The organism is Salinibacterium sp. SWN248 (assembly GCF_015864575.1).
Classification (GTDB): Bacteria; Actinomycetota; Actinomycetes; order Actinomycetales; family Microbacteriaceae; genus Rhodoglobus.
This window is the reverse complement of the sequence record NZ_JADYWW010000002.1, coordinates 488053-513450: the sequence shown is the minus strand read 5'-3', so window position 1 is coordinate 513450 and position 25398 is coordinate 488053. Positions and strand designations below refer to the sequence as shown.

The following is a 25398-nucleotide window of genomic DNA, read 5'->3' as shown; positions in this document are numbered from 1 at the left end:
AGCTAGGAATCGCTTGACTACCGTCGTTCATCCCGGTGACTCACTCTCTGCACGTCAACGGCTTGTGTATGTCCTCGTGCTTGGCGCGCTCACTGCGCTCGGGCCGTTTACCGTTGATCTGTACTTGCCCGCGTTCCCGCTCATTGAAGCGGATCTCGACACCACGGCCGCCATTGTGCAGCTCACGCTGACCGCGACGACTCTGGGTTTCGCACTTGGCCAGCTCATCGTCGGTCCGCTGAGCGACCGCATCGGTCGACGCCTTCCGCTACTCGTTGCCACGAGCGTGCATCTCATGGCGAGTATCGGAGTTGCCCTCGCAGCCAACATCGAACTTCTCTTCGTCTTTCGCCTCATCCAAGGAATGGGAGCGGCGGCCGGTGCTGTCGTCACGATGGCGATCGTGCGCGACCTCTTCGGCGGGCTCCCTCTTGTGCGGATGCTGTCACGCCTTGCCCTCGTGCAGGGGCTTGCGCCCATCTTGGCTCCGCTCATCGGGTCTCAGCTTCTGCTGATCACCCCGTGGCGTGGAATGTTCGTCTTCCTGGCGATCTACGCCGGTTTGGTATTGATAGCTGCGTGGTTCCTTATTATCGAAACCCTGCCGCCAGCCCGGCGCCGAGATCTCGGCCATGCCACGGCAGGGCAGCGCTACAAGGCCCTCTTCACTGACCGGGTGTTCGTGGGCACGGCGATCATCGCGGGAATGACATTCTCTGGGCTCTTCGCCTACCTCGCCTCATCTCCGTTCCTCTTGCAGAACGTCTACGGCCTTGATCCTCAAGCGTTCGGTCTTGTCTTCGCCGTGAACTCGGTGGGCGTCGTGATCGGAGTCCAGTCCGCAGCGTTCCTGATGCGATTCATCGGGCCGCAGTGGATTCTTGCCGGCTCCGGAGTCATGCTGCTGCTCTCGGCATCCACGATCGTGTTCCTCGACATTGTGAACGGCGACCTCATCACGGTGCTGATTCCCCTGTTCTTCTTCGTGATGTCCTGTGGCTTCTCGTTCCCCTGTACTCAAGTGTTGGCGCTCGCCAACCACGGGGGAGAAGCGGCGACGGCGGCGTCAGTGTTGGGCGCCGTGAACTTTGGGCTTGCCGGACTCACCTCGCCTATCGTCGGCGCCTTCGGAATCACCAACGCAATCCCGATGGGCATTGTGATGGGGAGCACCGCAATCGTGTCGATCATCGTCATGTGGACTGTCATCCGTCCGCGAACCGTGCCCGCGCTATCGCGCTAGGCATCGCGAGAAGTGCTGAGGCTCACGAAGCGCTGACAGCCGCGGATTGTCTCGGCACTCGCCAAGATTCACCCGGTACCGTAAATGGGTGAATACTGAAATTTCGCCCGCGGAAGCTCGTCAGGTTACCCAGCGATGGCCGCTTATCAGTGGAGTGACCGCCGTGGTGCTGGCCGTGCTGCTCGGTGTTCTTATCGCGACGCGAGACGGCGTGCTGAGTCTCGACCAGCTCGTACTCGACGACCTGCTGAGCGTCCGTGCCGATATTTTCACCGCGCCAGCTCTGGTCATGGATTTTGTGGGTGGTGGCTGGTTCGGGGTATTTGTAGTCCCGCTGGGGGCCGCGCTTGCGTTCTTTATTGCGAAACGTCGTTCGGCAGCGCTCTACTTTGTGCTGGCGTCAGCACTGAGCGCTGGCGTTGTTCAGTTACTCAAGTCACTCTTTGGTCGCGCGCGTCCCGAGGAGATCTTGGTCACAGCCGATATCGGTTCATTCCCGTCGGGGCATGTGGCCAACGCCGCTACCGTCACGGTCGTGCTCATCATCCTGTTGCAGCGTCGGTGGGTGCTGGTGGCCGGTATCGCCTACACAATTCTCATGATCTTGAGTCGCACGTATCTGGGGGCGCACTGGCTGAGCGACACCATCGGAGGTGCACTCCTCGGTGTTGGTGTCGCGATCATTGTGTGGGCGCCATTCGCTCATCGCTTAGCGACCGAAGACCCACAATCTGGCATCAATAAGAGCGCTGGGCGACCTCACTCCGTAGGCTAGAAGAATGACGGATGCCGCAGCCCAAGTAGAAGCCGCCAAGAAAGCCTTAGCCCAGGCGCAGGCCGCGCTCGCGGCCGCCGAGCTGGCATCGGCTGAGGCCGCGCTTGCCGCCGAGCAGGCCGCGGCCGCAGTGTCGGAGGCAACGACCGCCGAGACCGCACCGGAGGCCGCGCCCTCAGAACCGGCAGCCGACAGGCCGGCAGCGGCGAAGTCGGCCCCAGCGAAAGCCACCCAGGCGACCGACTCCGGTGATGGCCCTCTCAGCGCGGCTCAGGTAGCCGACATCCGAAAGGGCTACGCCTTTGACGGTGAGGTGCTCGAGATGGGCGCTCTCGTCAATGGAGATGCGCTCGCTGACGTTCCGGTGCGCATTCCGATCGCGATGCTCAACCGCCACGGTTTGGTGGCGGGTGCCACCGGAACCGGTAAGACGAAAACGTTGCAGGTGCTGGCCGAGCAGCTTTCGGCTGCCGGTGTTCCCGTCTTCGCCGCCGACATCAAAGGTGACCTCTCGGGCATTGCTACGGCAGGCAGTTCGAGCGAGAAGTTACTGGAGCGCACCGAGTCGATCGGGCAAGACTGGCAGCCCGCGGCATCCCCGACCGAATATTTCACGCTCGGCGGCAAGGGCATCGGCGTGCCGATTCGTGCGACCGTCTCAAGCTTCGGGCCGTTGCTGCTCTCGAAAGTGCTCGGTCTCAATGACACGCAGGAGTCGAGTCTTGGCCTGATTTTCCACTACGCCGATCAGACAGGACTGCCGCTGGTTGATCTCAGCGATTTGCGCGCTGTCGTGCAATACCTGCTGAGCGATGATGGCAAGGCCGAGTTGAAGAACCTGGGCGGCTTGTCGTCGGCGACTGCTGGCGTCATCCTGCGTGAGCTCATCGGTTTTGCGAACGAGGGCGCCGACGAGTTCTTTGGCGAACCGGAGATAGATACGTCACTCTTCCTGCGCACCAACGCGGAAGGCAAGGGCATTGTGAGCTTGCTTGAGCTGCCGGGCGTGAGCAACAAACCAGCGCTCTTCTCGACATTCTTGATGTGGCTTCTTGCTGACCTCTTCAATGACCTTCCCGAGGTCGGAGATATCGACAAGCCCAAGCTCGTGTTCTTCTTTGACGAAGCCCACTTGCTGTTCAACGATGCCTCGAAAGACTTTATTGAGTCAATCACTCAGACGGTGCGGCTCATCCGTTCCAAGGGCGTCGGTGTGGTGTTCGTCACCCAGACCCCCAAGGATGTTCCGAGCGATGTGCTTGCCCAGATCGGTTCGCGCTTCCAGCATCAGCTGCGCGCGCACACGCCGGATTCGGCGAAGGCACTCAAGGCGACCGTCTCGACCTACCCCACATCGGGCTACGACCTGGGGGAGGTGCTGACGTCACTCGCGACTGGCGAGGCCATCATCACTGTCATGAACGAGAAGGGCGCTCCGACTCCCGTGGCGTGGACGCGATTGCGCGCACCGCAAGGTTCGATGTCGCCCACTGACGCCGCCACGATGGAAGCTGCGGTCGCCGCATCCCCGCTGATGGAGACCTACGGCACCGCGGTCGATCGGGAATCTGCTCGGGAGATTTTGGCCGGCAAGATGAATGCGGCGGCTGAGGCAGATGCCAAAGCGGAGGCGGCGGAGGCGGCGGCAGACGCTGCTGCGGTTGCCGCTAAAGACGCTGAGAAGCTCGCGAAGGCGCACGCTAAGGAGCAGGCGAAGGTGCAAGCCGACTACGAACGAGCGCTCAAAGACATGAACAAAAAGACCACGTCGCGCACCACTACACGCACGACAACGCGCAAGCAGCCCAACGTTTTGGGCGACGCCTTGAGTTCACGAACTGGACAGACGGTCGTGCGCGAGGTGCTTCGCGGAATTTTTTCGACCCTCAAGCGTCGGTAGTTCCGACCCGTATCCGGAGCTCTCCGCAGCGGGTATTCGGGCACGCAAACGCGCCTAAAACCCAGTGTTCTAGCGGAAGTAGAGCGCAAGGTTCGCTCCAGTCGGCGGTGGCAGTGAACCAAAACAAGCTCGCTGTTGCCAAATTGTGACCATACGAATGTGCAAAAACTTGCTGCGTTCACTTGTCAAACCCAACGGTTAGACAGTTTACTGGTGAACGTCCGATTCACTTCTTGAACGGAACAGCACTCATATTCCAATGGAGGAACACAGAATGCGTAAGCCACTTTCCATTATCGCCGGGGCGGTGGCCTTAGGCCTCGTTCTTGCGGGCTGCTCGAGCACCCCTAGCTCAGACCCCGACAACGCTGACCAGGTTGAGGTATTCACCTGGTGGGCCTCAGGATCCGAAAAGGTCGGCCTTGACGCTCTCGTCACGGTATTCGCAGAGCAGAACCCTGACATTGAGTTCATCAATGCGTCTGTAGCTGGTGGCGCCGGCTCCAACGCCAAGGCAGCTCTTGCATCACGCCTCGAGTCGAACGACCCGCCGGACACGTTCCAGGCCCATGCCGGAGCAGAGCTCACGGACTACATCAACGCTGGTCAGCTTCAAGACCTCAGCTCGTTCTACCAAGAGAACGGCCTCACGGATGTCTTCCCCGAGAGCCTGATCGAGCGCATCACCGTTGACGGTGCCATCTACTCGGTACCCAGCAACATCCACCGTGCCAACGTAGTCTGGGCCAACACCCAGGTGCTCGAGGATGCCGGGATCGACCCCAAGGCTGCTCCTGCTGACATCGACGCGTGGCTTGTAGACCTGAAGAAGCTCAAGGACGCTGGAGTCGAGACTCCTCTCGCGCTCGGCACCGAGTGGACTCAGATGCAGCTCTTCGAAAACGTTCTCATCGCTGACCTTGGCGCCGAGGGCTACTCGGGACTCTGGACCGGCGACACCGCCTGGGACGACGCTGGAGTAGAGACCGCGATCGGTCACTACGGCGACCTGCTCGAATACACCAACAGCGACTTCGCTGGCCTCGACTGGGATGCTGCAACGCAGATCGTTCTCGATGGCAACGCTGCTTACAACGTCATGGGTGACTGGGCCGAGTCTGCATTCCAGCAGGCTGGTTGGACCTACGACAACGAGTACACCACCTGGGCAACCCCCGGCACCGATGGAGTCTTCGACTTCCTCGCTGACTCGTTCACTCTCTCGGTAGGTGCTCCTCACGAAGCAGCTGCCATTGACTGGCTGACGACCATCAGCTCGGCTGAAGGCCAGAAGGCATTCAACCTCGCTAAGGGTTCGATCCCGGCACGCACCGACACGGTTGCTGCTGACTACCCCGCGTACCAGCAGACGGCTATCAAGTCGTTCGGTGAAGACACCGTTGTTAGCTCGCTCGCACACGGAGCAGCCGCAAGCATCGCTTGGTCAGGAGACATCTCTTCGGCCATCGGTAAGTTCGGCGCCGACCGCGACGCAGCATCGCTGCTTTCCGGACTAGTTGCTGCTTCTGACAAGGCTCAGGGCTAACTAGCACCACGAGAAATAGTGGGTGAGGGTGGAGACGCCCTCACCCACTACCGTGCAAACCGAGGAGCTCGCGCGTGAAAAAAGGATACAAAAACTGGGGCCCACCGCTCCTCTTAATATCCCCGACGATTATCGTTCTCGGGATATTTGTTTATGGCTTGATCGGCGCCAACATCTCGGTGTCGCTCAGCAACCGGAACAGTCTTGTTCCCGCTACCGAGTTCGTTGGGCTCGATAACTACATCGCTCTGTTTGGCGAAGAGCGCTTCATCCACTCGCTTCAGAACCTTGGTATCTTCACCCTCTTCTTCATCGGTGGCACCATGATCTTCGGATTCTTGTGGGCGTGGATGCTCGACAAGGGCGTCACCGCAGAGGGCGTTTTCCGCTCGGTGTTCCTGTTCCCCATGGCGATCTCGTTCGTGGCATCCGGTGTCGTCTGGCGCTGGTTGCTCAACAGCGCTGAGGGTGACCGTGCATCCGGACTCAACCGGGTCTTCGAGAACCTCGGGCTCGACTTTCTCCAGAACTCGTGGTGGAACGATCCGACCTGGGGCATGGCGGCCATTGCGTTGCCCGCCATCTGGCAGCTCGCCGGCTACGTCATGGCGCTCTTTCTTTCGGGCTTCCGTGGCATCCCTGAAGAGCTGCGCGAAGCAGCGCGCATGGATGGCGCGACCGAGTGGAAGCTCTACCGCTACGTGATCTTCCCCCAGCTCAGCCCCGTCGCGCTGTCGGCTCTCATCATCGTGGGCCACATGTCGCTGAAGGTCTTCGACCTCATCATGGCGATCACGAAGTCGATCTACCAGACCGAGGTTCCCGCAACCTACCTGTGGGTTGCTTTGACCTCTAACGACTACGCCAAGTCGGCCACGATCGCGACGATCCTGTTGCTCTTCGTTGCCGTCGTAATCGTCCCCTACTTGATCTACACCGCTCGCGCAGAGAAGAGGCAAGGATGAGTGTCGCAACTGGACTCGACAAGAAGCCAAGCGAACCCACCACTGAGTCGCACATGCCGCAGAGTTCGGCGATTCGTGCGCGGGCTGGTCTGAGCCGCACCGCGAAGTATGTACTGCTGGTGTTCTTCCTGGTCATTGTGTTGATGCCCGTGTACGTATTGATCGTCACGAGCCTCAAGCCGCCACAGGACGTCAACCCCGCCACCTCGTGGGGGCTTCCGGTTCGTTGGCCGTGGGAGCCTGCTTTCGAGGGTGGACCCACCGGCTTCGACAACTGGGCTCTCGCCTGGAACGCGTTGTCGGCATCCATCGGTCGCACGTTCTTGCTGGCGATCCCTGCCGCACTGATCGCGTCGTTCCTCGGAGCAATGAACGGCTTCGTGCTTGCCCGCTGGCGCTTCCCGTACGCCGACGTCGTCTTCACGTTCATCCTGTTCGGAATGTTCATTCCGTACCAGGCGATCATGACGCCGCTCGTGCAGATGAAGACCAGCCTCGGCTTGCCGAGCGATGTCTCCACCCTGCTCGTGGTGCACGTGATTTACGGTCTGCCGATCTGTACGTTGATCTTCCGCAACTACTACGCCGGCATCCCTCATGAGCTCATGGAGGCTGCCCGCATGGACGGTTCGGGGATGCTGCGCACGTTCCGCAGCATCGTCTTGCCACTGTCGCTTCCCGGCTTTGTTGTCACGATCATCTGGCAGTTCACCTCAGCGTGGAACGACTTCCTGTTCGCGCTGTTCCTGTCGAACCAGAATGAAGGGCCCGTGTCACTCGCGCTCAACAACCTGGCGCAGGGCGCTCAACTGGCGAACTACGGTGCCGCGATGGCGGGTGCGCTGCTTGCATCGCTGCCCACGCTGGTCGTGTACATCGTGCTTGGCAAGTACTTCATCGGTGGTCTGATGAGCGGCTCGGTCAAGAGCTAGCTCAGATCTCCTCGCCGCGAATGCCGCGGTGCTGTTGCCCATCCAGAGGGCGCCGGCACCGCGGCATTTGCGCGTTAAGGGGAGCTGCGGCCGTCGCTAGCGCGCGAGGGCGTTGATGACCGTGAGCGCTGCGGCAAAGACACCGGCAACCGCGGCCGTGGTGCCAATCGCAATAGCGACCACGAGGAGGGGGTACCGCTCGTAGGTATACAGGGTTTCGGGGTAATCGCGCCGAATTTCGCCGTGGGAAACGGTGCCGGGAATTGTTTCGACTGGCACGTTGAAGTGAGAGGCGACGAATTCGAAATCCTCGGGAGCCCAATACTGTCCACGCATGCGCAACAGGCGACGGCCGTTGTGACCCATCACGGAGAGTTCAGCCCGCGACTCCAAGCCATCGCTCGTGAAGACGGTTGACCGCACGATCAAGGTGGCATCTGACTTGTCAAAGTGCGTCAGTCGCCCGAAGAAAAAACCGCGCTCGGTGACGAGCGGGGAGTTTGCACCGATCCAGATGGCGCTGCGAAAGTAGGAAACACACGCGGCTATGGCGGCGGCGATAGCGACCGCGTGAGTGATCACAACCGCAAGCCACGGCCCATCCGGAATCGTGAGGGTATACAGCGCGCCGAACACGATTACCGTGAAAATCAGCCAAGCCTGAAACCCGCGCCACAAGAGCGAACGGGGTTGACCTAGCCGCCGACGAGGATCGTCACGGCGAGGTTTGAGGCTCACTGGCCTAGTCGACAACGGCGTTCCCTTCGGTTTTTCGCGTGGGCGATCACAATGGGGTAAGTGCGGAGAATGGGGGATTCGAACCCCCGAGGGCTTGCACCCAACACGCTTTCCAAGCGTGCGCCATAGGCCACTAGGCGAATTCTCCTGAGAGGTTGAACGCGCGTTAGCGCAAACAGCCTCAAGTGATCATAACGGGGTGGGCGGCCCAGTGGTAATCGACGTTCCGAACGCCGTGAATTCGGGGAGTGCCGCCGGCGCGCGAGGGGCAATAATTTTGGGTAGACTGGGGGCGGCTCCTCGCGTGGCGCCATCCAGGCCAATTCCCCCAGGACGGAAACGTAGCAAGGGTAACCGGGCTCTGGCGGGTGCGCGAGGGGTCTTTTCTGTTAAGCGCCCGGCATCTCCTTCTGGGGCGTATCTTCCGGCGTAGGCTGGAGAGGTGACGCGGAATATCTACATCACCTCCATCGAGGGCCACGCTGGCAAGTCCACCATCGCCCTCGGTCTGCTCGACACGCTTAGTCGCGAAGCGAAACGACTTGGTGTGTTTCGGCCCGTCGCTCGCACCAGCGATGAGCGAGACTACGTCTTAGAGATGTTGCTCGGTCACGAAGCAGTCAATCTCAGCTACGACGAGGCTGTCGGCGTGGGCTATGACGACGTGCACGCTGACCCCGAGCTGGCGCTCAGCCGCATCATCGAGCGGTTCAAGGCCGTCGAGGCGCAGTGCGACGTTGTCGTGATTGTGGGCTCTGACTACACGGATGTCGGCAGCCCGACAGAGCTGTCCTACAACGCACGCGTCGCCGCAAACCTCGGTGCTCCGGTGCTCCTAGTACTGGGTGGTCAGTCTGAGGACGGCGAGAGCCGCAGCCCCGCCGACATGGCTCAGGTGTATTCGATAGCGCATCAAGAATTGGATGCCGCCCACGCGCGGTTGGTCGGCGTGATCGTCAACAGATCTGACCCCGACTTCATGACCGACATCATCGCCGGAGTCAGCGCGGCGGTCGGCGACGATACTCCGGTGTGGGCTATCCCCGAAGACCCCTTCCTTATCGCACCCAGCCTTGCCTCTCTGCTCACTGCCGTTGATGGTGAGTTGCTGCGCGGCGACGATGATCTGTTGCAGCGTGAAGCGCTCGGCGTGGTCGTGGCCGGTATGACGATGGAGAACGTGCTGCTGCGTCTTATCGAGGGCTCGGTCGTGGTGGTTGCTGGCGACCGGTCGGATGTGTTGCTGGCGACGCTGATGGCGCACGCGTCGGAGACGTTCCCTTCGCTTGCGGGCATCATCCTCAATGGTGGCTTTGATCTGCTGCCCCAGATCGAGCGCCTCATGGATGGTCTCGATGTGTCGTTGCCGGTGATTCGCACGTCGTTCGGCACCTATGACACCGCGCGCATTATTACCAAGACGCGCGGTCGCTTGGCTGCCGAGTCTCCCCGCAAGTTCGACACGGCGCTTGCCCTGTTTGAACAGCACGTGGATGCCGCAGAGCTGCTGCGTCGACTCGACCTGCATCCGCCCACCGTCGTCACGCCGCTCATGTTCGAGTACGGTCTGCTCGATCGCGCTCGCAGCATCCCGCAGCACATTGTGTTGCCGGAGGGCAGTGATGACCGCATTTTGCGCGCGTCGAGCACGCTGTTGCGCCGTGGCGTTGCCACGCTCACGATCCTGGGTGACGAGGGTGAAGTGCGTGGCCGCGCCGCTGAACTCGGTCTCGATATCTCGGCCGCGAGCATCCTGAGCCCCTTTGATGAAGAACTGCGCACCCGATTCGCGACGGAGTATGTGAAGCTGCGCGCCCACAAGGGAATGACGATGGAGGTCGCGCGCGACACCGTGACCGACGTCTCGTATTTCGGCACCATGATGGTGCACTTGGGGCTGGCCGACGGCATGGTCTCGGGCGCCGCGCACACCACGGCTCACACCATCCGCCCGAGTTTTGAAATCATCAAAACCAAGCCCGATGTGTCGATCGTGTCGAGTGTGTTCTTGATGTGTCTTGAAGACCGCGTCCTTGTCTATGGTGACTGCGCTGTGAACCCCGACCCGGATTCCGCTCAACTCGCTGACATCGCTATCTCTTCTGCCGCGACTGCCGCCCAATTCGGCATCGAGCAGCGCATTGCCATGCTGTCGTACTCCACCGGCTCCTCAGGCAGCGGTGCTGACGTCGACAAGGTTCGGGCCGCTACCGCGCTCGTGGTCGAACGACGCCCGGATCTTGCCGTCGACGGCCCTATTCAATACGACGCTGCCGTGGATGCCGCCGTCGGCAAATCTAAAATGCCCGACTCAGAAGTTGCCGGCCGCGCGACCGTGTTCATATTCCCCGATCTGAATACGGGCAACAACACCTACAAAGCCGTGCAGCGCAGCGCCGGAGCAGTGGCCATCGGGCCTGTCCTTCAAGGCCTCCGCAAACCGATCAACGATCTCTCGCGTGGGGCGCTCGTGCAAGACATTGTGAACACCGTCGCGATCACTGCAATTCAGGCTCAATCGGTCGCCGCCGAGGCTGCCGCGCTACAGGGCATCGCCGATGATGCCGCTGCCAAGGAGTAAGAATGACAACCGTCTTCGTGGTGAACTCCGGTTCATCGTCGATCAAGTGGGAACTGCTCGATGCCGAGTCCGGTTCCGTCTATAGCGGCGGCATCGTGGAACGCATCGGGGAACCCGGCGGAGGCGCAGCGGACCACGACGACGGGATGCGGCAGATCCTTGCGGAGCTCGGGGACGAGCATCCGGCCGTCGTTGGCCACCGCGTTGTTCACGGGGGAGCCGAGTTCACGCAGGCGACCGTGATCACCGATGAGGTCGAGGACCGCCTTGAAGAGATTTCAGTGCTGGCGCCGTTGCACAACCCCGCCAATCTGAAGGGCATTCGCGCAGCGCGAGCGACGTTCTCGACCGTGCCTCATGTGGCGATTTTCGACACCGCATTCCATGGCACGCTGCCACCCCACGCGTACACCTACGCGATTGACACGGAACTGGCTCGAGTGCACGGCATCCGTCGCTACGGTTTTCATGGCACCTCGTATCGATACGTTTCGGAGCGGACCGCTGCGGTGCTGGGCAAAGATCTCGCCGATCTCAAACTGATCGTGTTTCACCTGGGCAATGGAGCATCCGTGTGCGCGATCGATGGTGGTCGCAGCGTCGACACCTCAATGGGCATGACTCCGCTCGAGGGGCTCGTGATGGGCACCCGCTCGGGCAACATCGATCCTGGGGCACTTTTTCATCTCGGCCGGGCCGGAATGGACCTCCCCGGCTTAGACCACTTGCTCAACCGTGAGAGTGGATTGCTCGGCATGACCGGCACCGGAGACATGCGCGATGTGCAATCGAAGGCGGATGCTGGCGATGAGCAGGCGCAGGCAGCGCTCGGTGTTTACTACCACCGGTTGCGTCACTACTTGGGGGCGTACCTCGTGGCCCTTGGCGGAGCGGACGCCGTCGTGTTCACCGCGGGCGTCGGCGAGAACAACGCCAACACGCGCCTCGCGACGGTCGAGGGTCTCGAATCGTTTGGGATCGAGATGGATGTCGCGGCTAACGCCGCAGCCAATCGTGGCGAGCGCGTCATCTCGGCATCCGATTCGAGCGTGAAGGTTCTCGTCATTCCAACGAACGAAGAACTGCAGATAGCACGGGAATCGGTTGAAGCTGTAGCCCGATAGACGACGAGCCGTGCGGGTACTTCCGCGGCGGCGCTGCGAGGATTAGACAACTCTTCGCCCAGCGGAGTGATAGTCTGCCGACGGTTCGGGCAGGCCGGGCAAGGCAGGGGAGACGTGTCACAAGTTCGGAGCAGCAGTTCCGCTGCGCGGCCAGCTCATTGGTTTCGCGGAGACATTAACGGGCTCAGGGTCCTTGCCATCGGCCCCGTTGTCGCTTTCCATGCTGGTTTCCCCGGATTCAGCGGCGGCTTCATCGGCGTCGATGTCTTCTTCGTCATTTCGGGGTTCTTGATCACCACGAACCTCGTGCGCGAGGTCACCGCAACGAGCCGCGTGAACGTTGCGCAGTTCTGGGCGAAACGAGTGCGACGGCTCCTGCCCGCATCGGTGCTGATGATTCTCGTGACGCTACCGCTTGCTCTGTGGATACTTTCTCCGCTGCAGTGGTCGACACTGGGGCGGGATGCCGGATCGGCCCTGCTCTACATCTCCAACTTTGTTTTCGCGCAGCAAGCGACTGACTATTTTGCGGTCGATCTCGGCGATCCGAGCCCGTACCTCCACATGTGGTCGCTCGGTGTTGAAGAACAGTTCTACGTGCTGTGGCCGCTCCTCATCATTGCCGCGGCCGCCTTTGCGCGCCGTCGTGGGGTGTCGATTCAGCGCATCCTCCTCGTTGCGTTCTCGGTAACGATCGTGCTGTCGTTCGCTCTCTCGCTCTACTGGACCCAGACCGCCCCGGCGGCAGCGTTCTATCTGCTTCCCACCCGAGCGTGGGAATTCGCAGCGGCAGGTTTAGTCGCAATGCTGTCGACCAAATTCTTGGGAGCACCGGCGCTTCGCGCGACGATGATCGTGGTCGGTGGAGTCGTGCTTCTTGGCACTGTCTTCCTGCTGACGGAAGCGGCACCATTCCCCGGTTTCGCCGCGCTGCTGCCTGTCCTGGCAACCATCCTGATCATTCTTGGCGGTCGCACGCGCGAGGGCGAGACTCAAGTCTGGCCTGCTCGCCTCTTGGCGATAGCGCCGATGCAGTGGGTCGGTAAGTTGTCCTACTCCTGGTACCTCTGGCACTGGCCCTTCATTGTCTTGGCGGGAGTGGCGTTTGAGACGCAAACTTCATGGGTCCTTGGCACAGCTGCGCTCGCGTCTTTGGGTGCTGCAGTCCTCACGTATTACCTCGTGGAGAACCCGATTCGATTTAATCCCGCGCTAACGCAATCGCTGCGGCGCACGTTTATCGCTGCCGGTGCTGCCACCCTTGTCGGGCTGTTAGCGGTCGGCGGTGCCATCGTGCAGGGAAACAATGCAGGGGAGCGGTACGCGGTATTTCAAGATGTGCGCCTCGATAGGCCAGCTCCCGAGTGCGATCGTGAGACCACGATGGTTCTTGACATCGCGCTGTGCGAAATGGGTGCGGTTGATAGCCCCGTCACGGTAGTTCTGGTCGGTGACTCACATGCCGGTCAGTGGAAGGATGCTCTGGCGGAGGCGGCAAAGCAAGAAGACATTCGTCTGGTGGTTCGCTGGCTTACCGCGTGCGCGGCAATTGGAGCTGACACTGTGAGCACACGGGGGACGTTCACGGAAGGATGCCCGTCGTTTGTCGAGGAGACCCGAGCCATCATCCAAGAAATTGAGCCGGATGCGGTCTTGATTTCTCAAGCGGAGGCTTATGACGGCAGGATCGTTGAGCCAGATGGCGGGGAACTGGATCTCCCTGCGCAACTCGACCTGTGGCGATCGTCCTACGACGAGACCTTGACGCTGTTCAAACAGTGGAGTCCTCGCGTCGGCATCATTCAGGACAACCCTCGCGTTGATTACGACCCCAGTACGTGTCTGGTCGAGCCCGGAGCCACTGCGGAGAGCTGCGCTTCACCTCGGGATGAGGCATTAGACGCGACCGCCGTGCTGCAAGAGGTCGCGAGAGAAGCTATGGCTGGGCATGAAATTGATGCATTCTTCACCACTAACGACGTTCTGTGTGACGAATACTGCAAGGTCATGGATGGTGACATACCGGTTTACCGGGACTACAACCACTTGACGCGATCTTGGACGATGACCCAGGTCCCAGAGCTTCGAAAGATGCTTGTGGAGCTCGTCGGGTAGCTGACCATTGCCGATGTGGAACTGCGTCTAGCACGGGAATCGGTTGAAGCTGTAACCCGATAGACCAATTTTCTTGTCCCCCATTGTGGACTCTTGTATTGCCCAGCTGTGAGCTTTTATTATGGTTTCGAGACCGAATTCGGGCGGTCTCAACGTTGGGCCAACCACCCTGCGAGTAGCTCACCACTATTCGAGTTGAGACTGTGTGCACGCGGTGCACCGGTCTCGCGATCTGGGGGGCATTGTGGTTTTCAGGGAACCAATTTTTAGTACAAACAAGCGTACGAGCGGTCAGGCGCGCACCATTCGCGCGAGCGTAGCTACGTTCGCCGCTGCGGGGCTTGTCACGCTCTCTGTCTTCTCTACTGGCGCTCCGGCGCACGCGGTCGCGGGCGATGCCTCCACCGCGGAGTCTGCCTACCTTTCGGGGAGCGTGCTCTCGGGACTGCTCGCCGGCGAATTGGCTCTTCTCGGCGCATCAGCCGCGAGCAACGACGGAACCCAAGCTCTACAGACGGACACCTCCGGAGTCGGCGTGCTCGCGGCGGTCACTGCCACCGTGGGTGGAATCGGTGTGCCGATCGCGCTCGCCGATGCGGGTGTGTTGAGCGCGTTCTCGCAAGCAGCCGACGACGGCAGCTCGATTGCTGCCACGGGACTCGTCGATGTTGATGGCGATGTCGGCGTAGCGCTCTTCGATGTGAGCGATCGTCCCTCGCCGCTCGCTCTTGATCTTGCTGACGTTCTTGACTCAGGGCTGGCGAGTGAACTCACGGCGCTGTCGCTTGAACTGGGAGCAACGAGTTCGCGCGCAGAAGCGGCTGCCCCTGCCGCTGCCACAGGCACCTACGAAATCGTTGGCGCTGAACTCAAACTTACGAGCGACACCGTTGCCGGAGTGAGCTCGACAGTTGACGGGCTGGCAGGAACTCTTTCCGGGGCCGTGGATACAATTGCGGGCTCCGGCGGTTCTCTTGTGGGCACAATATCTACTGTCGCTTTGAGCGCGCTCGGCGGACTTGGTCTCGTTTCGACGACGGGAACGTCGGCGAGTGTCACGCTGGATCTTCCCGGCGCGATCGCGCCGCTCTACACTCCGATGACCTCCGACGCTGTAACGATCGACTTCGGCACGGGAGAGATCACTGTCGATCTTGCCGAGCTGAAGGGTGGTTCGCTTTCTGGGCAGCCGGCAAACACATCGGTATTGACCTCCGCAGAGCTCACCGCGATTACCGCATCCATAACAACTTTGGTCGGGCAATTCGCCGACAACGTCGAAGACGCCGTCACAGCGGCACTCGAGGCCGCAGAAGTCGACATCGAGGTGAATTTGGGGTTGGGCGCAGCTCCTCTCGCCCAAGTGACTGTGTCTGGCACCCTCGCTGAACTCGCAAGTTCGTCGGCAACGATCGGCATTACGGCCCTCGGCATTATTCCTGTCACTGCGCTAACGGACGCGATCGTCAGTGCGGCGCTTGCACCTCTCGTATCCGATCTTCTCGACCCCAGCACGTCGGCACTGCAGATCTTTATTGCCGGTTTACAGTCGGGCGTCGTTACGCCCGTGATCGATGCGCTTTCGCCGGTCTTCACAGCTCTAGAGTCCGTGCTCGCGATCACTATCAACAACCAAGAGCTCATCGGCACAGCACCCGAACAGCAATTTGTCGAAACGGCACTGCGCGTGGGGCTGCTCGCCCAAGGTCCGGTGGCCAGCCTTCTTGAGTTGGATGTCGCACGCTCCGCCGTCGGCCCGAACCATGCGGGTGTGATCCCCGTCATTTCCGACGTCGATCCCTCCAGCGGCCCCGCAACGGGCGGCACCGCGGTGACCATCACGGGTACCGGTTTCACAGGCTCCACGGGAGTCACCTTTGATGGGGATGCCGGAACAACGTTCACGGTCGTGAGCGACACCGAAATCACCGTGACGAGCCCCGCGCACGCCGCGGGCGACGTCGATGTGATCATCCAACATCCTGCGGGTGCTTCGGATGCTGCCGAGTTCACTTACACGCCGGTACCTCTCATCTCCTCCCTCACACCGAACTTCGGCCCGATCGCTGGCGGCACTGTGGTGACCATCACCGGTTCTGAATTTACGGGTGCCACGGGCGTCACTTTTGATGGCATCGATGGCACGTCGTTCACCGTCGATAGCGACATTCAGATCACGGTGACGAGCCCGGCACACGCCCTGGGCGCTGTCGACCTGATTATTGAACGCGCAACCGGTAATTCAGCTCCCGCCACGTTCACGTACCGCGGAGCGCCAACGGTTTCCGGTATGACACCGACCGAAGGTCCGCTCGCGGGCGGCACTGAAGTGACGATCACGGGTACCGGTTTCACCGGCTCCACGGGGGTCACCTTCGATGGGGATGCCGGAACGTCGTTCACTGTAGTGAGCGACACCGAGATCACCGTCTCGAGCCCCGCGCATGTCGAGGAAACCATTGAGGTGGTCGTGCAGCATCCGATTGGAGACGCTGCCGCGGGTGACTTCACGTACACCGCTGCTCCCATTATCTCGTCGCTGTCACCGAACATCGGTCCGGTCGCGGGCGGCACTGTCGTGACGATCGCGGGCACCGGTTTCACCGGAGCGACAGGCGTCACCTTCGATGGGGATGCCGGAACGTCGTTCACGGTCGTGAGCGACACCGAAATCACTGTGTCCACCCCGGCACACGTTATTGGCGTTGTTGACGTGATCGTGCAGAACACGCCATCCGATTCGTCGCCGGGCACTTTCAGCTATCAAGCCGCACCGACAGTGTCCTCGATCGCTCCCGATGAGGGCCCGCTCGCTGGTGGCACGGAAGTCACGATCACGGGCACTGGCTTTACCGGAGCAACCGGCGTGACGTTCGATGGCGATGACGGAACGTCGTTCACCGTCGTCAGCGATACCGAGATCACTGTGACGACACCCGCGGGCACGGTGGGTGCTGCCGCGGTCGTGGTCGAGCACCCTGCCGGCGACGCCAACGCAGGCGACTTCACCTACGTTGCCGCACCGACGGTCTCTGCAATGAGCCCTGACCTGGGACCAATCGCAGGCGGCACAGCCGTGACGATCACTGGTTCCGGATTCACCGGAGCAACCGGTGTGACCTTTGACGGGGATGCTGGAACGTCGTTCACGTTCGTGAGCGATACCGAGATTACGGTGACGAGCCCGGCACACGCAGCCGGCGCGGTTGCTGTCGTAGTGGAGCACGCGGGTGGAAACGCCGCGGCGGGAGACTTCACCTACCTCGCTAACCCCAGCGTCAGCGACCTCACTCCTACCTCGGGTCCTTTGGCTGGCGGCACTGAAGTCACCATCACAGGCTCTGGTTTCACCGGGGCGACGGGCGTGACGTTCGACGGGGATGCCGGAACGTCGTTCACTGTCGTCAGTGACACCAAAATCACGGTCACGAGTCCAGCCCATGCGGCGGGTGACGCGGCTGTTGTCGTCGTGCATCCGATCATCAATGCTGCTGCGGGCGACTTCACCTACACTTCGGCACCAACGATTGCGTCGCTGGCTCCCGCAACCGGATCGACAGCGGGAGGCACGGTCGTCACCATCACCGGCTCTGGTTTCACCGGAGCGACGGGCGTCACATTCGACGGGGATGCCGGAACGTCGTTCACGGTCGTGAGCGACACCGAGATCACGGTGACAAGCCCCGCACGCTCGGCCGGAGAAATCGATGTCGTGGTTGCTCACGCAGTTGGCAACTCTGCCCCCGCTGACTTCACTTACGTGGCGCCGCCCACGGTGACCTCGATCAGCCCGAATGAAGGGCCGCTCACAGGAGGAACCGAAGTGACGATCATCGGTTCCGGTTTCACCGGCGCAACCGGAGTGACCTTTGACGGGGATGCCGGAACGTCGTTCACGGTCGTGAGCGATACCGAAATTACGGTGACCACACCTGCAGGTTCTGAAGGCGCAGCGGCTGTCGTAGTGCAGCATCCGATTGGTGATGCTGATGGCGGCAACTTCACCTACGTCGTAACGCCCGTCGTCATGTCCATGACGCCACTGGTCGGTCCCGATGATGGTGGCACTCTGGTGACGCTTCGTGGAACTGGATTCTCGGCCGCTACCGGAGCTCGCTTCGGCGCTGTGTGGGGCTCCAACTTCACCGTTCTGAGTGACACAGTCGCCACCGTGATCACTCCGGAACACGAAGCGATGTGGGTTCCCGCGATGGTCGCGTCGGGTGCGCTGGAGGTCAGCACTCCTGGCTTCACCTTCGAACTCACGACGCTGGCGGCCGCGGATGACGGCCTCGCCTTCACCGGTTCGTCCGGCTCCTCAGTTGCTTGGCTCGCTGTCGCCCTCATCGGTGCCGGCGGACTATTCATGATTTCTCGACGCCCCACCGGGCGCCATCGCGCGTGAATAGGGGCGGCAGCGCACTGGAGTGCTGCCGCCCGTTCACTCGCCTCGAGAGCTAAGTGCGTGCAGGGTTTTCCCACCCCCCGGGTGAGCCCTGCACGTCTATTCGGGTAACGCATGCCACGGATCAGGTGTGGCTGTGGTCGGTAACCAGCCGACCAGAGATGATTCGGAACCGGCGGCCGGGTAGTTTGGTCGATTTCGAAACACGTTGAGAAGAGCGTGAGCCACGCGTGTTCGCTCAGCGCGCGTTGGGATCGTCAGCGGGCACGACTACGCTAGGGGCGTGGTTGCTGCCCTATATCGCCGATACCGGCCCGAGACTTTTGCTGAACTCATCGGCCAATCTCAAGTGACCGATCCGCTGCGCACAGCGTTGCGCACCGATCGAGTCAATCACGCGTATCTGTTCAGTGGTCCGCGTGGCTGTGGCAAGACGACATCCGCCCGAATTCTGGCGCGCTGCCTCAACTGTGCCGAGGGCCCGACTGACACTCCCTGTGGTGTGTGTGCGTCGTGTGTAGAGCTGTCGCGTGATGGTGGCGGTTCGCTCGATGTTGTTGAGATTGACGCGGCAAGCCACAACGGTGTTGAGGATGCCCGTGACTTGCGCGAGCGCGCAGTGTTTGCCCCGGCCCGCGACCGTTTCAAGATTTTCATTCTCGACGAGGCGCACATGGTGACGCCTCAGGGATTCAACGCGATGCTCAAGATTGTTGAAGAGCCGCCGGAGCACGTGAAGTTCATCTTCGCGACTACCGAGCCTGACAAGGTGATTGGCACGATTCGTTCGCGCACCCATCACTACCCCTTCCGTTTGGTTCCGCCTGCCCAGATGCTCGACTACGTTCAGCAGTTGTGTGAAAGCGAGAACGTCGAGGTTGAGCCAGGAGTGCTTCCGCTCGTTGTTCGTGCCGGTGGCGGTTCGGTGCGCGACACTCTCTCGCTGCTCGACCAACTCATCGCTGGTTCCGACACCGCCACGGTCGGTTACGAACGCGCCGTTGCGTTGCTGGGGTACACCCACGCTGAGCTGCTCGACGAAGTGATTGATGCTCTCGGCACTGGCGACGCTGCCGCTGCGTTCTCGTCGGTCGACCGCGTCATCCAGACCGGTCAAGATCCGCGTCGTTTCGTTGAAGATCTTCTAGAGCGGATGCGCGACCTCATCGTTGTTGCGGCAACCGCAGACAACGCGGCCTCCGTGCTGCGCGGCATCCCGCAAGATCAACTTGAGCGCATGGCGCAGCAAGCCCACACGCTCGGCGCTGCTGAACTTTCGCGAGCGGCTGATGTCATCAACGCAGCGCTCTCCGAAATGACCGGTGCGACCTCGCCGCGGCTGCATCTCGAACTGATGATTGCGCGCATTTTGGTTCCCGCAAGCGATAACACGCAACGTGGTGCTCTGGCCCGGGTCGAGCGCCTCGAGCGTCGTATTGGTATTGAGGGTGACGCACCCATCGCGGCTGCTCCCGCTGCGAGCGCGGCACCGTCGCGTGCTGCGGCCCCTGCCTCTGCGGCTGCACCGGCTGAACGTCCCGGTGCGGAGGCTCCACGCGCGTCGGCACCGGAGACACCTGCCGCGACATCGGTGGCACCAGCAGGTGCGCCCGCAGCCGCTTCCTCGCCGCCCGCGCCCGCAGCATCCAACACGGGTCTCTCCGCCCCCGCTGCACCGCGCACGACGCCCGTGTCGATTCAGCAGGTGAGAGACGCCTGGCCCGAGATTCTCGATGTTGTCGAAAACCTCAAGCGCACCGCCTGGATGGTGGTATTCACTGCGAAGCCTCTCGAGCTGCGCGATGACAAGATTTTGGTGCTCTCGTTCCCCAGCCAACGTGACGTCGATGCTCTCAAGCAGCGCAGTGCTCCTGGCGAAGGAGTCGGCGACTATCTCAAGAAGGCCGTGGTGCACGTGCTCGGTTTCGAGCCCGCGTTCATCGCCAAGGTTGAGGGTGCGCCGTCAGCGCCGCCCGCAGGTCGTCCCGCCGCGGCAGCACCTCAGCAAGAATCGCGGATGCCCGCGCCCGAGATGTCGCCGGAACCTACGGCTCAGCCGCGCTCGCCGCAGCGCACCGCGCCCGCCGTTGATGAGGGCCCGGAGCCTGAGGAACCTGCGCCGGCCGAAGATCGTGAACCCGGGGGATGGGCTGTAGCGGCTATCCCCGAGTCCGAGCCAGAACCTGAAGGCGATCCTTCTGCAGCACGCGGTGGCGCTGCAGCTCAACGCACTGCTAACGCGCAAGCGCAGCAAGCCCAGCAAGCGGCGAAGAAGCCAACGGCCGACCGGCTGGCAGAAGCGGCAGCTGCTGCGCCCCCAGCCCCGCCAGAATCAATGGCGAAAGCAGCGATGTCGGCAACGGCAGCGCAAATGGATCGTTCGCGTTATGGCGAATCCGTGGTGCGCGAACTGCTGAACGCGACCTTTATCGAAGAAGAGCAAGTGGCGCCCCGTGTGGTGCCGCAGCCGAGAGACGAGTAACCCGTGTACGACGGAATTGTTCAAGAACTGATCGACGAACTCGGTCGGCTTCCCGGCATCGGGCCCAAGTCTGCTCAGCGCATCGCTTTCCACATATTGCAGACCGAAAGTTTTGATGTTCGTCGACTTGCAGAACTGCTCAACGACATCCGCGACAAAGTGCATTTTTGCGCCATTTGCGGCAACGTCACCGAGCACGACACGTGTTCAATTTGTCGGGATGCTCGGCGCTCGCCGGCCACGATTTGTGTGGTCGAAGAGGCGAAAGACGTCGTCGCTATCGAACGCACTCGCGAATTCCACGGGCTGTATCATGTACTCGGTGGAGCTATCAGCCCCATCGATGGAATTGGTCCCGACCAGCTGCGCATCAAGCAGCTGTTGGGCCGGTTAGCTGACGGTGTCGTCACAGAAGTCATCATCGCGACCGACCCCAATCTCGAAGGTGAAGCAACCGCTACCTACCTCACGCGGCTTCTCATTCAACCCAACCTTCGAATCTCGCGCCTTGCATCCGGGCTTCCGGTCGGTGGAGATCTGGAATACGCCGACGAGGTAACCCTCGGCCGTGCATTCGAAGGCCGTCGAACGATCGACAACTAGCGCTCCCGTAATGAACTGCGGCGGATGGTGCTGGCACCGTTAGACTCGCATTTTGGGCACCAGCTGCCCGATCAACCACGCTTCAGGAGAACAATGAGCCTCATCGTTCAGAAGTTCGGTGGCTCGTCCGTTGCCGACGCTGAGAGTATCAAGCGCGTCGCCAAGCGCATTGTCGAGACCCGCAAGGCCGGAAACGACGTTGTTGTCGTCGTCTCAGCCATGGGTGACACCACCGACGAACTCTTCGACCTCGCCGCACAAGTCGTGCCAGTGCCGACCGGCCGTGAGCTCGACATGCTGCTCACGGCAGGCGAACGAATTTCAATGGCGCTGCTCGCGATGGCCATCAAGAGTCTGGGCGTCGATGCCCGCAGCTACACGGGTAGCCAGGCCGGAATGGTCACGGATGCTCAACACGGTGCCGCGCGCATCGTGGAGGTTTCTCCCCGCCGCGTCAAAGAAGCCCTCGATGATGGCGCGATTGCGATCGTTGCTGGTTTTCAAGGATTCAACCGCGGCACCGGAGACATCACGACTCTCGGTCGCGGTGGGTCAGACACCACCGCTGTAGCGCTTGCTGCTGCCCTCGGCGCAGAGACGTGTGAAATTTATACCGACGTTGATGGCATCTTCACGGCCGATCCCCGCATCGTGAAGTCCGCGGGCAAGGTCGATGTCGTCACGAGCGAAGAGATGTTGGAGCTTGCTGCGGCAGGGGCCAAGGTTCTCGACGTGCGCGCAGTGGAATATGCGCGTCGACACGGGGTAACGATTCACGTGCGGTCGTCGTTCAATAACAAGACAGGCACGTTGGTAGTCAATCCGAAGGATGGAGAGAGCGTGGAAGAAGCAATCATCACAGGTGTTGCCTCCGATCTGAGCGAAGCGAAGATCACGGTGGTAGGAGTTCCTGACGTTCCAGGAAAGGCCGCGCAGATCTTCACGATTGTGGCCACCGCTAATGCCAACATCGACATGATCGTTCAGAACGTTTCTGAGGCAGCCACGGGTCGCACCGACATCTCCTTCACTCTGAAGAAGTCGGATGCCGAAGATGTGCTCCGCGCGTTGACCTTCAATCAAGAAGAGGTTGGCTTCGAGTCGCTGCAGCACGATGACCAGATCGGAAAGCTCTCCGTGGTCGGCGGCGGCATGCGCACCAACGCTGGAGTGTCGGCTCGACTGTTCACGGCTCTGTTCGAGGCGGGCATCAACATGGAAATGATCTCCACGAGCGAGATCCGTATTTCTGTAGTGACGCGTGCGGATACGGTCGCTCAGGCGGTGCGTGTCGTGCACACCGCGTTCGGTCTCGACGGTGACGAAGAGGCTGTTGTTCACGCGGGCACGGGTCGCTAACCGCGCTTCACGGCCAAATTTTCTTCTTGTTCGGCGCTAGTGTGGCGAATACAAACTGTAGGTAGAGGTACTCATGAGTAACGCAGGCATCCGTATTGGTGTTGTTGGTGCAACGGGTCAGGTTGGCGCTGTTGTGCGTCGTCTGTTGGAAGAGCGTGATTTTCCGGTAGCGGAGATTCGCTACTTCGCGTCCGCTCGCAGTGCCGGAACGACGTTGCCGTTCAAGGGTGAGCAAATCACCGTTGAAGATGCGTCTATTGCTGATCCCACGGGCCTTGACGTTGCCATTTTCTCGGCTGGTGCCACGACGTCGCTGGCGCAGGCTCCCCGCTTTGCTGCGGCTGGCGTCACGGTGATCGATAACTCGTCGGGCTGGCGCATGGACCCTGAGGTTCCGCTGGTCGTCAGCGAGGTCAACCCGCACGCGATTGATCAGGCCGTCAAGGGCATCATTGCGAACCCGAACTGCACGACGATGGCAGCGATGCCGGTGTTGAAGGTTCTGGATGCCGAAGCCGGTCTTGAGCGCTTGATCGTGAGCACCTACCAGGCTGTGTCTGGCGCTGGCCTTGCCGGTGGCGAAGAGCTACTCGAGCAGGCTGCTGCTGCGGTCGCCCAAAACACGATGGGACTCGTCGAGGATGGCGCGGCCGTCACGATGCCGGCCCCGAACAAGTTCCCCAAGAACATTGCGTTCAACGTCGTTCCGTTTGCGGGCAACATTGTCGATGATGGACTCAACGAGACCGACGAAGAGAAGAAGCTGCGCAACGAGAGCCGCAAGATTCTCGAACTGCCCGGCCTGCTGGTCAGTGGCACGTGCGTTCGCGTCCCAGTCTTCACCGGTCATTCGTTGTCGATCAACGCCGAATTCGCTAAGCCCTTGAGCCCCGAGCGGGCGAAGGAATTGCTGGCGGATGCTCCGGGTGTCAGCCTCAGCGACATCCCGACGCCTCTCGACGCTGCCGGCGCCGACCCCAGCTTTGTGGGTCGCATCCGCACGGATGAGGGTGTGCCGAATGGCCGCGGCCTCGCCTTGTTCATCAGCAATGACAATCTCCGCAAGGGTGCCGCTCTCAATGCGGTGCAGATCGCGGAGCTCGTTGCCGCGAAGCTTCTCGCGAAGGTGTCGGCTTAGCGGGCACGCTTTATTGCCCGCCGCTCCGAACTTCCCGTATGGCCTTTGGTTCCGCTGCCCGCACGATCATTGCGATGATCGCGGTCTCGGTCACGGTGGGTCTTGCGGGGTGCGCGACGAGCGCGTCTTCGACGGAGCCTCTCGTTGTGGCGGCGGCTGATTCCGATGCTCTCCGGGTCGCTTTCTATGGCGACTCGTATACGCGGGGAACCGGAGCATCGGCGGAGCAACTGCGCTGGTCGACGCTTCTCAGCAGCCAGCAGGGCTGGAGTGAGTTCAACCCGAGCGTGAGCGGTCTTGGGTTCATGCGCAACCGCACGGAGTTCGGCGACGGCGACCTGCCTGGCCTCATTATTTCGGATGATCCCGACGTCGTTATCGTCACGATGGGGCTCAACGACAACTTCGCCTACGACGCCTATGCCGACGAGCTGCCCGGCCAGGTCCTGAGTGATTTCGAGCGACTCGTGACGCAGCTTCCGGATGCCCAGATCATTGTTGTTGAACCGTTCTGGTACAAAAACCAGCGCCCCGCTTCGGTCGACGTGATCATTTCGTGGGTGCGCGACGCCGCGACTGAAGTCGGCGCCGATTACATCTCGGGGGCGTCCTATTGGCTCACGGGGCATCCGGAGTGGATGTCCGACGACAACCTGCATCCCAACGATGCGGGGCATGCGGCGATCGCAACCCAGATGGATCACGCGCTTCGCGAACTCGGGCGCTAGCGCTCGTGAACCGCTCATGGTCTCCCGCCTCCCAGACCACAGCAATCGTTTGGGCCACCCGCGCCGAACTCCTTCCATGAAGTTCGATTCAGTAGCCCGCATTATCGCGACGACCGTTGTGGTCGCAGCGGCCCTCAGCCTTTCGGCCTGCAGCTCCGAGGAGCCCCCAGCCGAACGCAACCCGAACGATGTGCGCGTCGCGTTCTATGGCGATTCTTACACTCTCGGAACAGGCGCGTCGTCGGCTGACAACCGGTGGTCGACGGTGATCAGCGAGCAGCGGGGGTGGAGCGAGTTCAATCCGAGCGTGAACGGACTCGGCTTTATCAACAACCGCAGCACGTTCGGTGATGGCGACCTGCCGAGTCTGATCATCGCGGATGCCCCAGACATCGTGATCGTGACGATGGGCCTCAACGACAACTTCAGTTTCGATGCCCGCGCCAGCGACATCCGGGCCCAGATCGCTGACGACCTCGATCGGCTAACAACCGCGCTGCCGAATGCCCGCTTCATTGTTGTCGAGCCGTTCTGGTACACGGATGAGCGGCCAGAGTCGGTGGAGACGATCATCGGCTGGGTTGAGGCTGCGGCATCCGACAGCGGTGCTGACTACATTCCGGGAGCCTCCCACTGGATCGAAGGTCACCCCGAGTGGATGGCCAGCGACGGCTTACATCCCAACGATGAGGGTTACGCCGCGCTGGCGACAGAGATGGATCAGGCTCTTCGCACTGTGGGTCTCTAACAGAAGGCTAAAGTGG

Annotated in this window: 17 protein-coding genes, 1 tRNA gene and 1 other RNA gene; 17 read left to right on the top strand and 2 right to left on the bottom strand. The window is 61.3% G+C overall.

Annotated features, from left to right (window positions below; all coding sequences use genetic code 11):
- The first annotated feature begins 13 nt into the window (after nucleotides 1-13).
- The 6 genes from I6E73_RS12270 to I6E73_RS12245 all read left to right on the top strand — a co-directional run bounded on the left by I6E73_RS12270 (nucleotide 14) and on the right by I6E73_RS12245 (nucleotide 7361).
- Nucleotides 14-1243: a multidrug effflux MFS transporter gene (locus I6E73_RS12270; RefSeq protein ID WP_197108003.1), complete on the top strand. Its 1230-nt coding sequence runs from the start codon at nucleotides 14-16 to the stop codon at nucleotides 1241-1243.
- An 88-nt stretch (nucleotides 1244-1331) separates the two neighbouring features.
- Nucleotides 1332-2018 (top strand): phosphatase PAP2 family protein, encoded by a 687-nt coding sequence (locus I6E73_RS12265; RefSeq protein ID WP_307784306.1) that lies wholly within the window; start codon nucleotides 1332-1334, stop codon nucleotides 2016-2018.
- A gap of 4 nt (nucleotides 2019-2022) precedes the next feature.
- Nucleotides 2023-3918, top strand: a complete 1896-nt coding sequence (locus tag I6E73_RS12260) for a helicase HerA-like domain-containing protein (protein ID WP_197125958.1) — start codon at nucleotides 2023-2025, stop codon at nucleotides 3916-3918.
- A 274-nt stretch (nucleotides 3919-4192) separates the two neighbouring features.
- The gene (locus I6E73_RS12255; protein WP_197125957.1) at nucleotides 4193-5464 is read left to right on the top strand and encodes an ABC transporter substrate-binding protein; all 1272 of its coding nucleotides are present in this window, start codon (nucleotides 4193-4195) and stop codon (nucleotides 5462-5464) included.
- A 74-nt stretch (nucleotides 5465-5538) separates the two neighbouring features.
- Nucleotides 5539-6429: a carbohydrate ABC transporter permease gene (locus tag I6E73_RS12250; RefSeq protein WP_129073069.1), complete on the top strand. Its 891-nt coding sequence runs from the start codon at nucleotides 5539-5541 to the stop codon at nucleotides 6427-6429.
- On the top strand, nucleotides 6426-7361 hold the full coding sequence (locus I6E73_RS12245; RefSeq protein ID WP_129073070.1) for a carbohydrate ABC transporter permease: 936 nt from the start codon (nucleotides 6426-6428) through the stop codon (nucleotides 7359-7361). The genes I6E73_RS12250 and I6E73_RS12245 overlap by 4 nt, the downstream gene beginning before the upstream one ends.
- A 96-nt stretch (nucleotides 7362-7457) precedes the next feature.
- On the opposite strand, the gene I6E73_RS12240 is transcribed toward I6E73_RS12245, so the two are convergent.
- Both I6E73_RS12240 and I6E73_RS12235 read right to left on the bottom strand, forming a co-directional pair.
- Entirely contained in the window at nucleotides 7458-8099 is a 642-nt protein-coding gene (locus tag I6E73_RS12240; protein ID WP_307784305.1) for a hypothetical protein, read from the bottom strand.
- A 63-nt stretch (nucleotides 8100-8162) separates the two neighbouring features.
- Nucleotides 8163-8247: transfer RNA gene (locus I6E73_RS12235), tRNA-Ser, on the bottom strand.
- A 143-nt stretch (nucleotides 8248-8390) separates the two neighbouring features.
- Here I6E73_RS12235 and ffs point away from each other — a divergent pair.
- The 11 genes from ffs (at nucleotide 8391) to I6E73_RS12180 (ending at nucleotide 25382) form a co-directional block, all read left to right on the top strand.
- Nucleotides 8391-8487: signal recognition particle sRNA small type (gene ffs / locus I6E73_RS12230), an RNA gene on the top strand.
- 54 nt (nucleotides 8488-8541) lie between these two features.
- Complete coding sequence (gene pta, locus I6E73_RS12225; protein ID WP_197125954.1) at nucleotides 8542-10680, top strand: phosphate acetyltransferase; 2139 nt, start codon at nucleotides 8542-8544, stop codon at nucleotides 10678-10680.
- A gap of 2 nt (nucleotides 10681-10682) precedes the next feature.
- Nucleotides 10683-11804 (top strand): acetate/propionate family kinase, encoded by a 1122-nt coding sequence (locus I6E73_RS12220; protein WP_197125952.1) that lies wholly within the window; start codon nucleotides 10683-10685, stop codon nucleotides 11802-11804.
- Between the two features lie 114 nt (nucleotides 11805-11918).
- The gene (locus I6E73_RS12215; RefSeq protein ID WP_197125950.1) at nucleotides 11919-13919 is read left to right on the top strand and encodes an acyltransferase family protein; all 2001 of its coding nucleotides are present in this window, start codon (nucleotides 11919-11921) and stop codon (nucleotides 13917-13919) included.
- A 244-nt stretch (nucleotides 13920-14163) separates the two neighbouring features.
- Nucleotides 14164-18324 carry an IPT/TIG domain-containing protein gene (locus I6E73_RS12210; protein WP_197125948.1) on the top strand — a complete coding sequence of 1387 codons (4161 nt, stop codon included), beginning with the start codon at nucleotides 14164-14166 and terminating at the stop codon, nucleotides 18322-18324.
- Nucleotides 18325-18607: 283 nt separating this feature from the next.
- A complete protein-coding gene (locus I6E73_RS12205) occupies nucleotides 18608-20806 on the top strand; it encodes a DNA polymerase III subunit gamma and tau (RefSeq protein WP_197125946.1) in 2199 nt (732 codons plus the stop codon).
- A gap of 3 nt (nucleotides 20807-20809) precedes the next feature.
- Complete coding sequence (gene recR, locus I6E73_RS12200) at nucleotides 20810-21409, top strand: recombination mediator RecR (protein WP_197125944.1); 600 nt, start codon at nucleotides 20810-20812, stop codon at nucleotides 21407-21409.
- Nucleotides 21410-21502: 93 nt separating this feature from the next.
- Entirely contained in the window at nucleotides 21503-22768 is a 1266-nt protein-coding gene (locus I6E73_RS12195) for an aspartate kinase (protein WP_197110424.1), read from the top strand.
- Between the two features lie 73 nt (nucleotides 22769-22841).
- The gene (locus I6E73_RS12190; protein ID WP_197125942.1) at nucleotides 22842-23906 is read left to right on the top strand and encodes an aspartate-semialdehyde dehydrogenase; all 1065 of its coding nucleotides are present in this window, start codon (nucleotides 22842-22844) and stop codon (nucleotides 23904-23906) included.
- Nucleotides 23907-23944: 38 nt separating this feature from the next.
- Nucleotides 23945-24634: an SGNH/GDSL hydrolase family protein gene (locus I6E73_RS12185; protein WP_197125935.1), complete on the top strand. Its 690-nt coding sequence runs from the start codon at nucleotides 23945-23947 to the stop codon at nucleotides 24632-24634.
- Nucleotides 24635-24710: 76 nt separating this feature from the next.
- Complete coding sequence (locus I6E73_RS12180) at nucleotides 24711-25382, top strand: SGNH/GDSL hydrolase family protein (protein ID WP_197125933.1); 672 nt, start codon at nucleotides 24711-24713, stop codon at nucleotides 25380-25382.
- Nucleotides 25383-25398: the final 16 nt, after the last annotated feature.

Bases quoted from the DNA above. Each gene is read 5' to 3' on its own strand.
- I6E73_RS12180 (WP_197125933.1), top strand. From the start codon at position 24,711: ATGAAGTTCGATTCAGTAGCCCGCATTATCGCGACGACCGTTGTGGTC.
- I6E73_RS12190 (WP_197125942.1), top strand. From the start codon at position 22,842: ATGAGTAACGCAGGCATCCGTATTGGTGTTGTTGGTGCAACGGGTCAG.
- I6E73_RS12255 (WP_197125957.1), top strand. From the start codon at position 4,193: ATGCGTAAGCCACTTTCCATTATCGCCGGGGCGGTGGCCTTAGGCCTC.
- I6E73_RS12260 (WP_197125958.1), top strand. From the start codon at position 2,023: ATGACGGATGCCGCAGCCCAAGTAGAAGCCGCCAAGAAAGCCTTAGCC.
- I6E73_RS12220 (WP_197125952.1), top strand. From the start codon at position 10,683: ATGACAACCGTCTTCGTGGTGAACTCCGGTTCATCGTCGATCAAGTGG.
- I6E73_RS12195 (WP_197110424.1), top strand. From the start codon at position 21,503: ATGAGCCTCATCGTTCAGAAGTTCGGTGGCTCGTCCGTTGCCGACGCT.
- I6E73_RS12185 (WP_197125935.1), top strand. From the start codon at position 23,945: ATGGCCTTTGGTTCCGCTGCCCGCACGATCATTGCGATGATCGCGGTC.
- I6E73_RS12245 (WP_129073070.1), top strand. From the start codon at position 6,426: ATGAGTGTCGCAACTGGACTCGACAAGAAGCCAAGCGAACCCACCACT.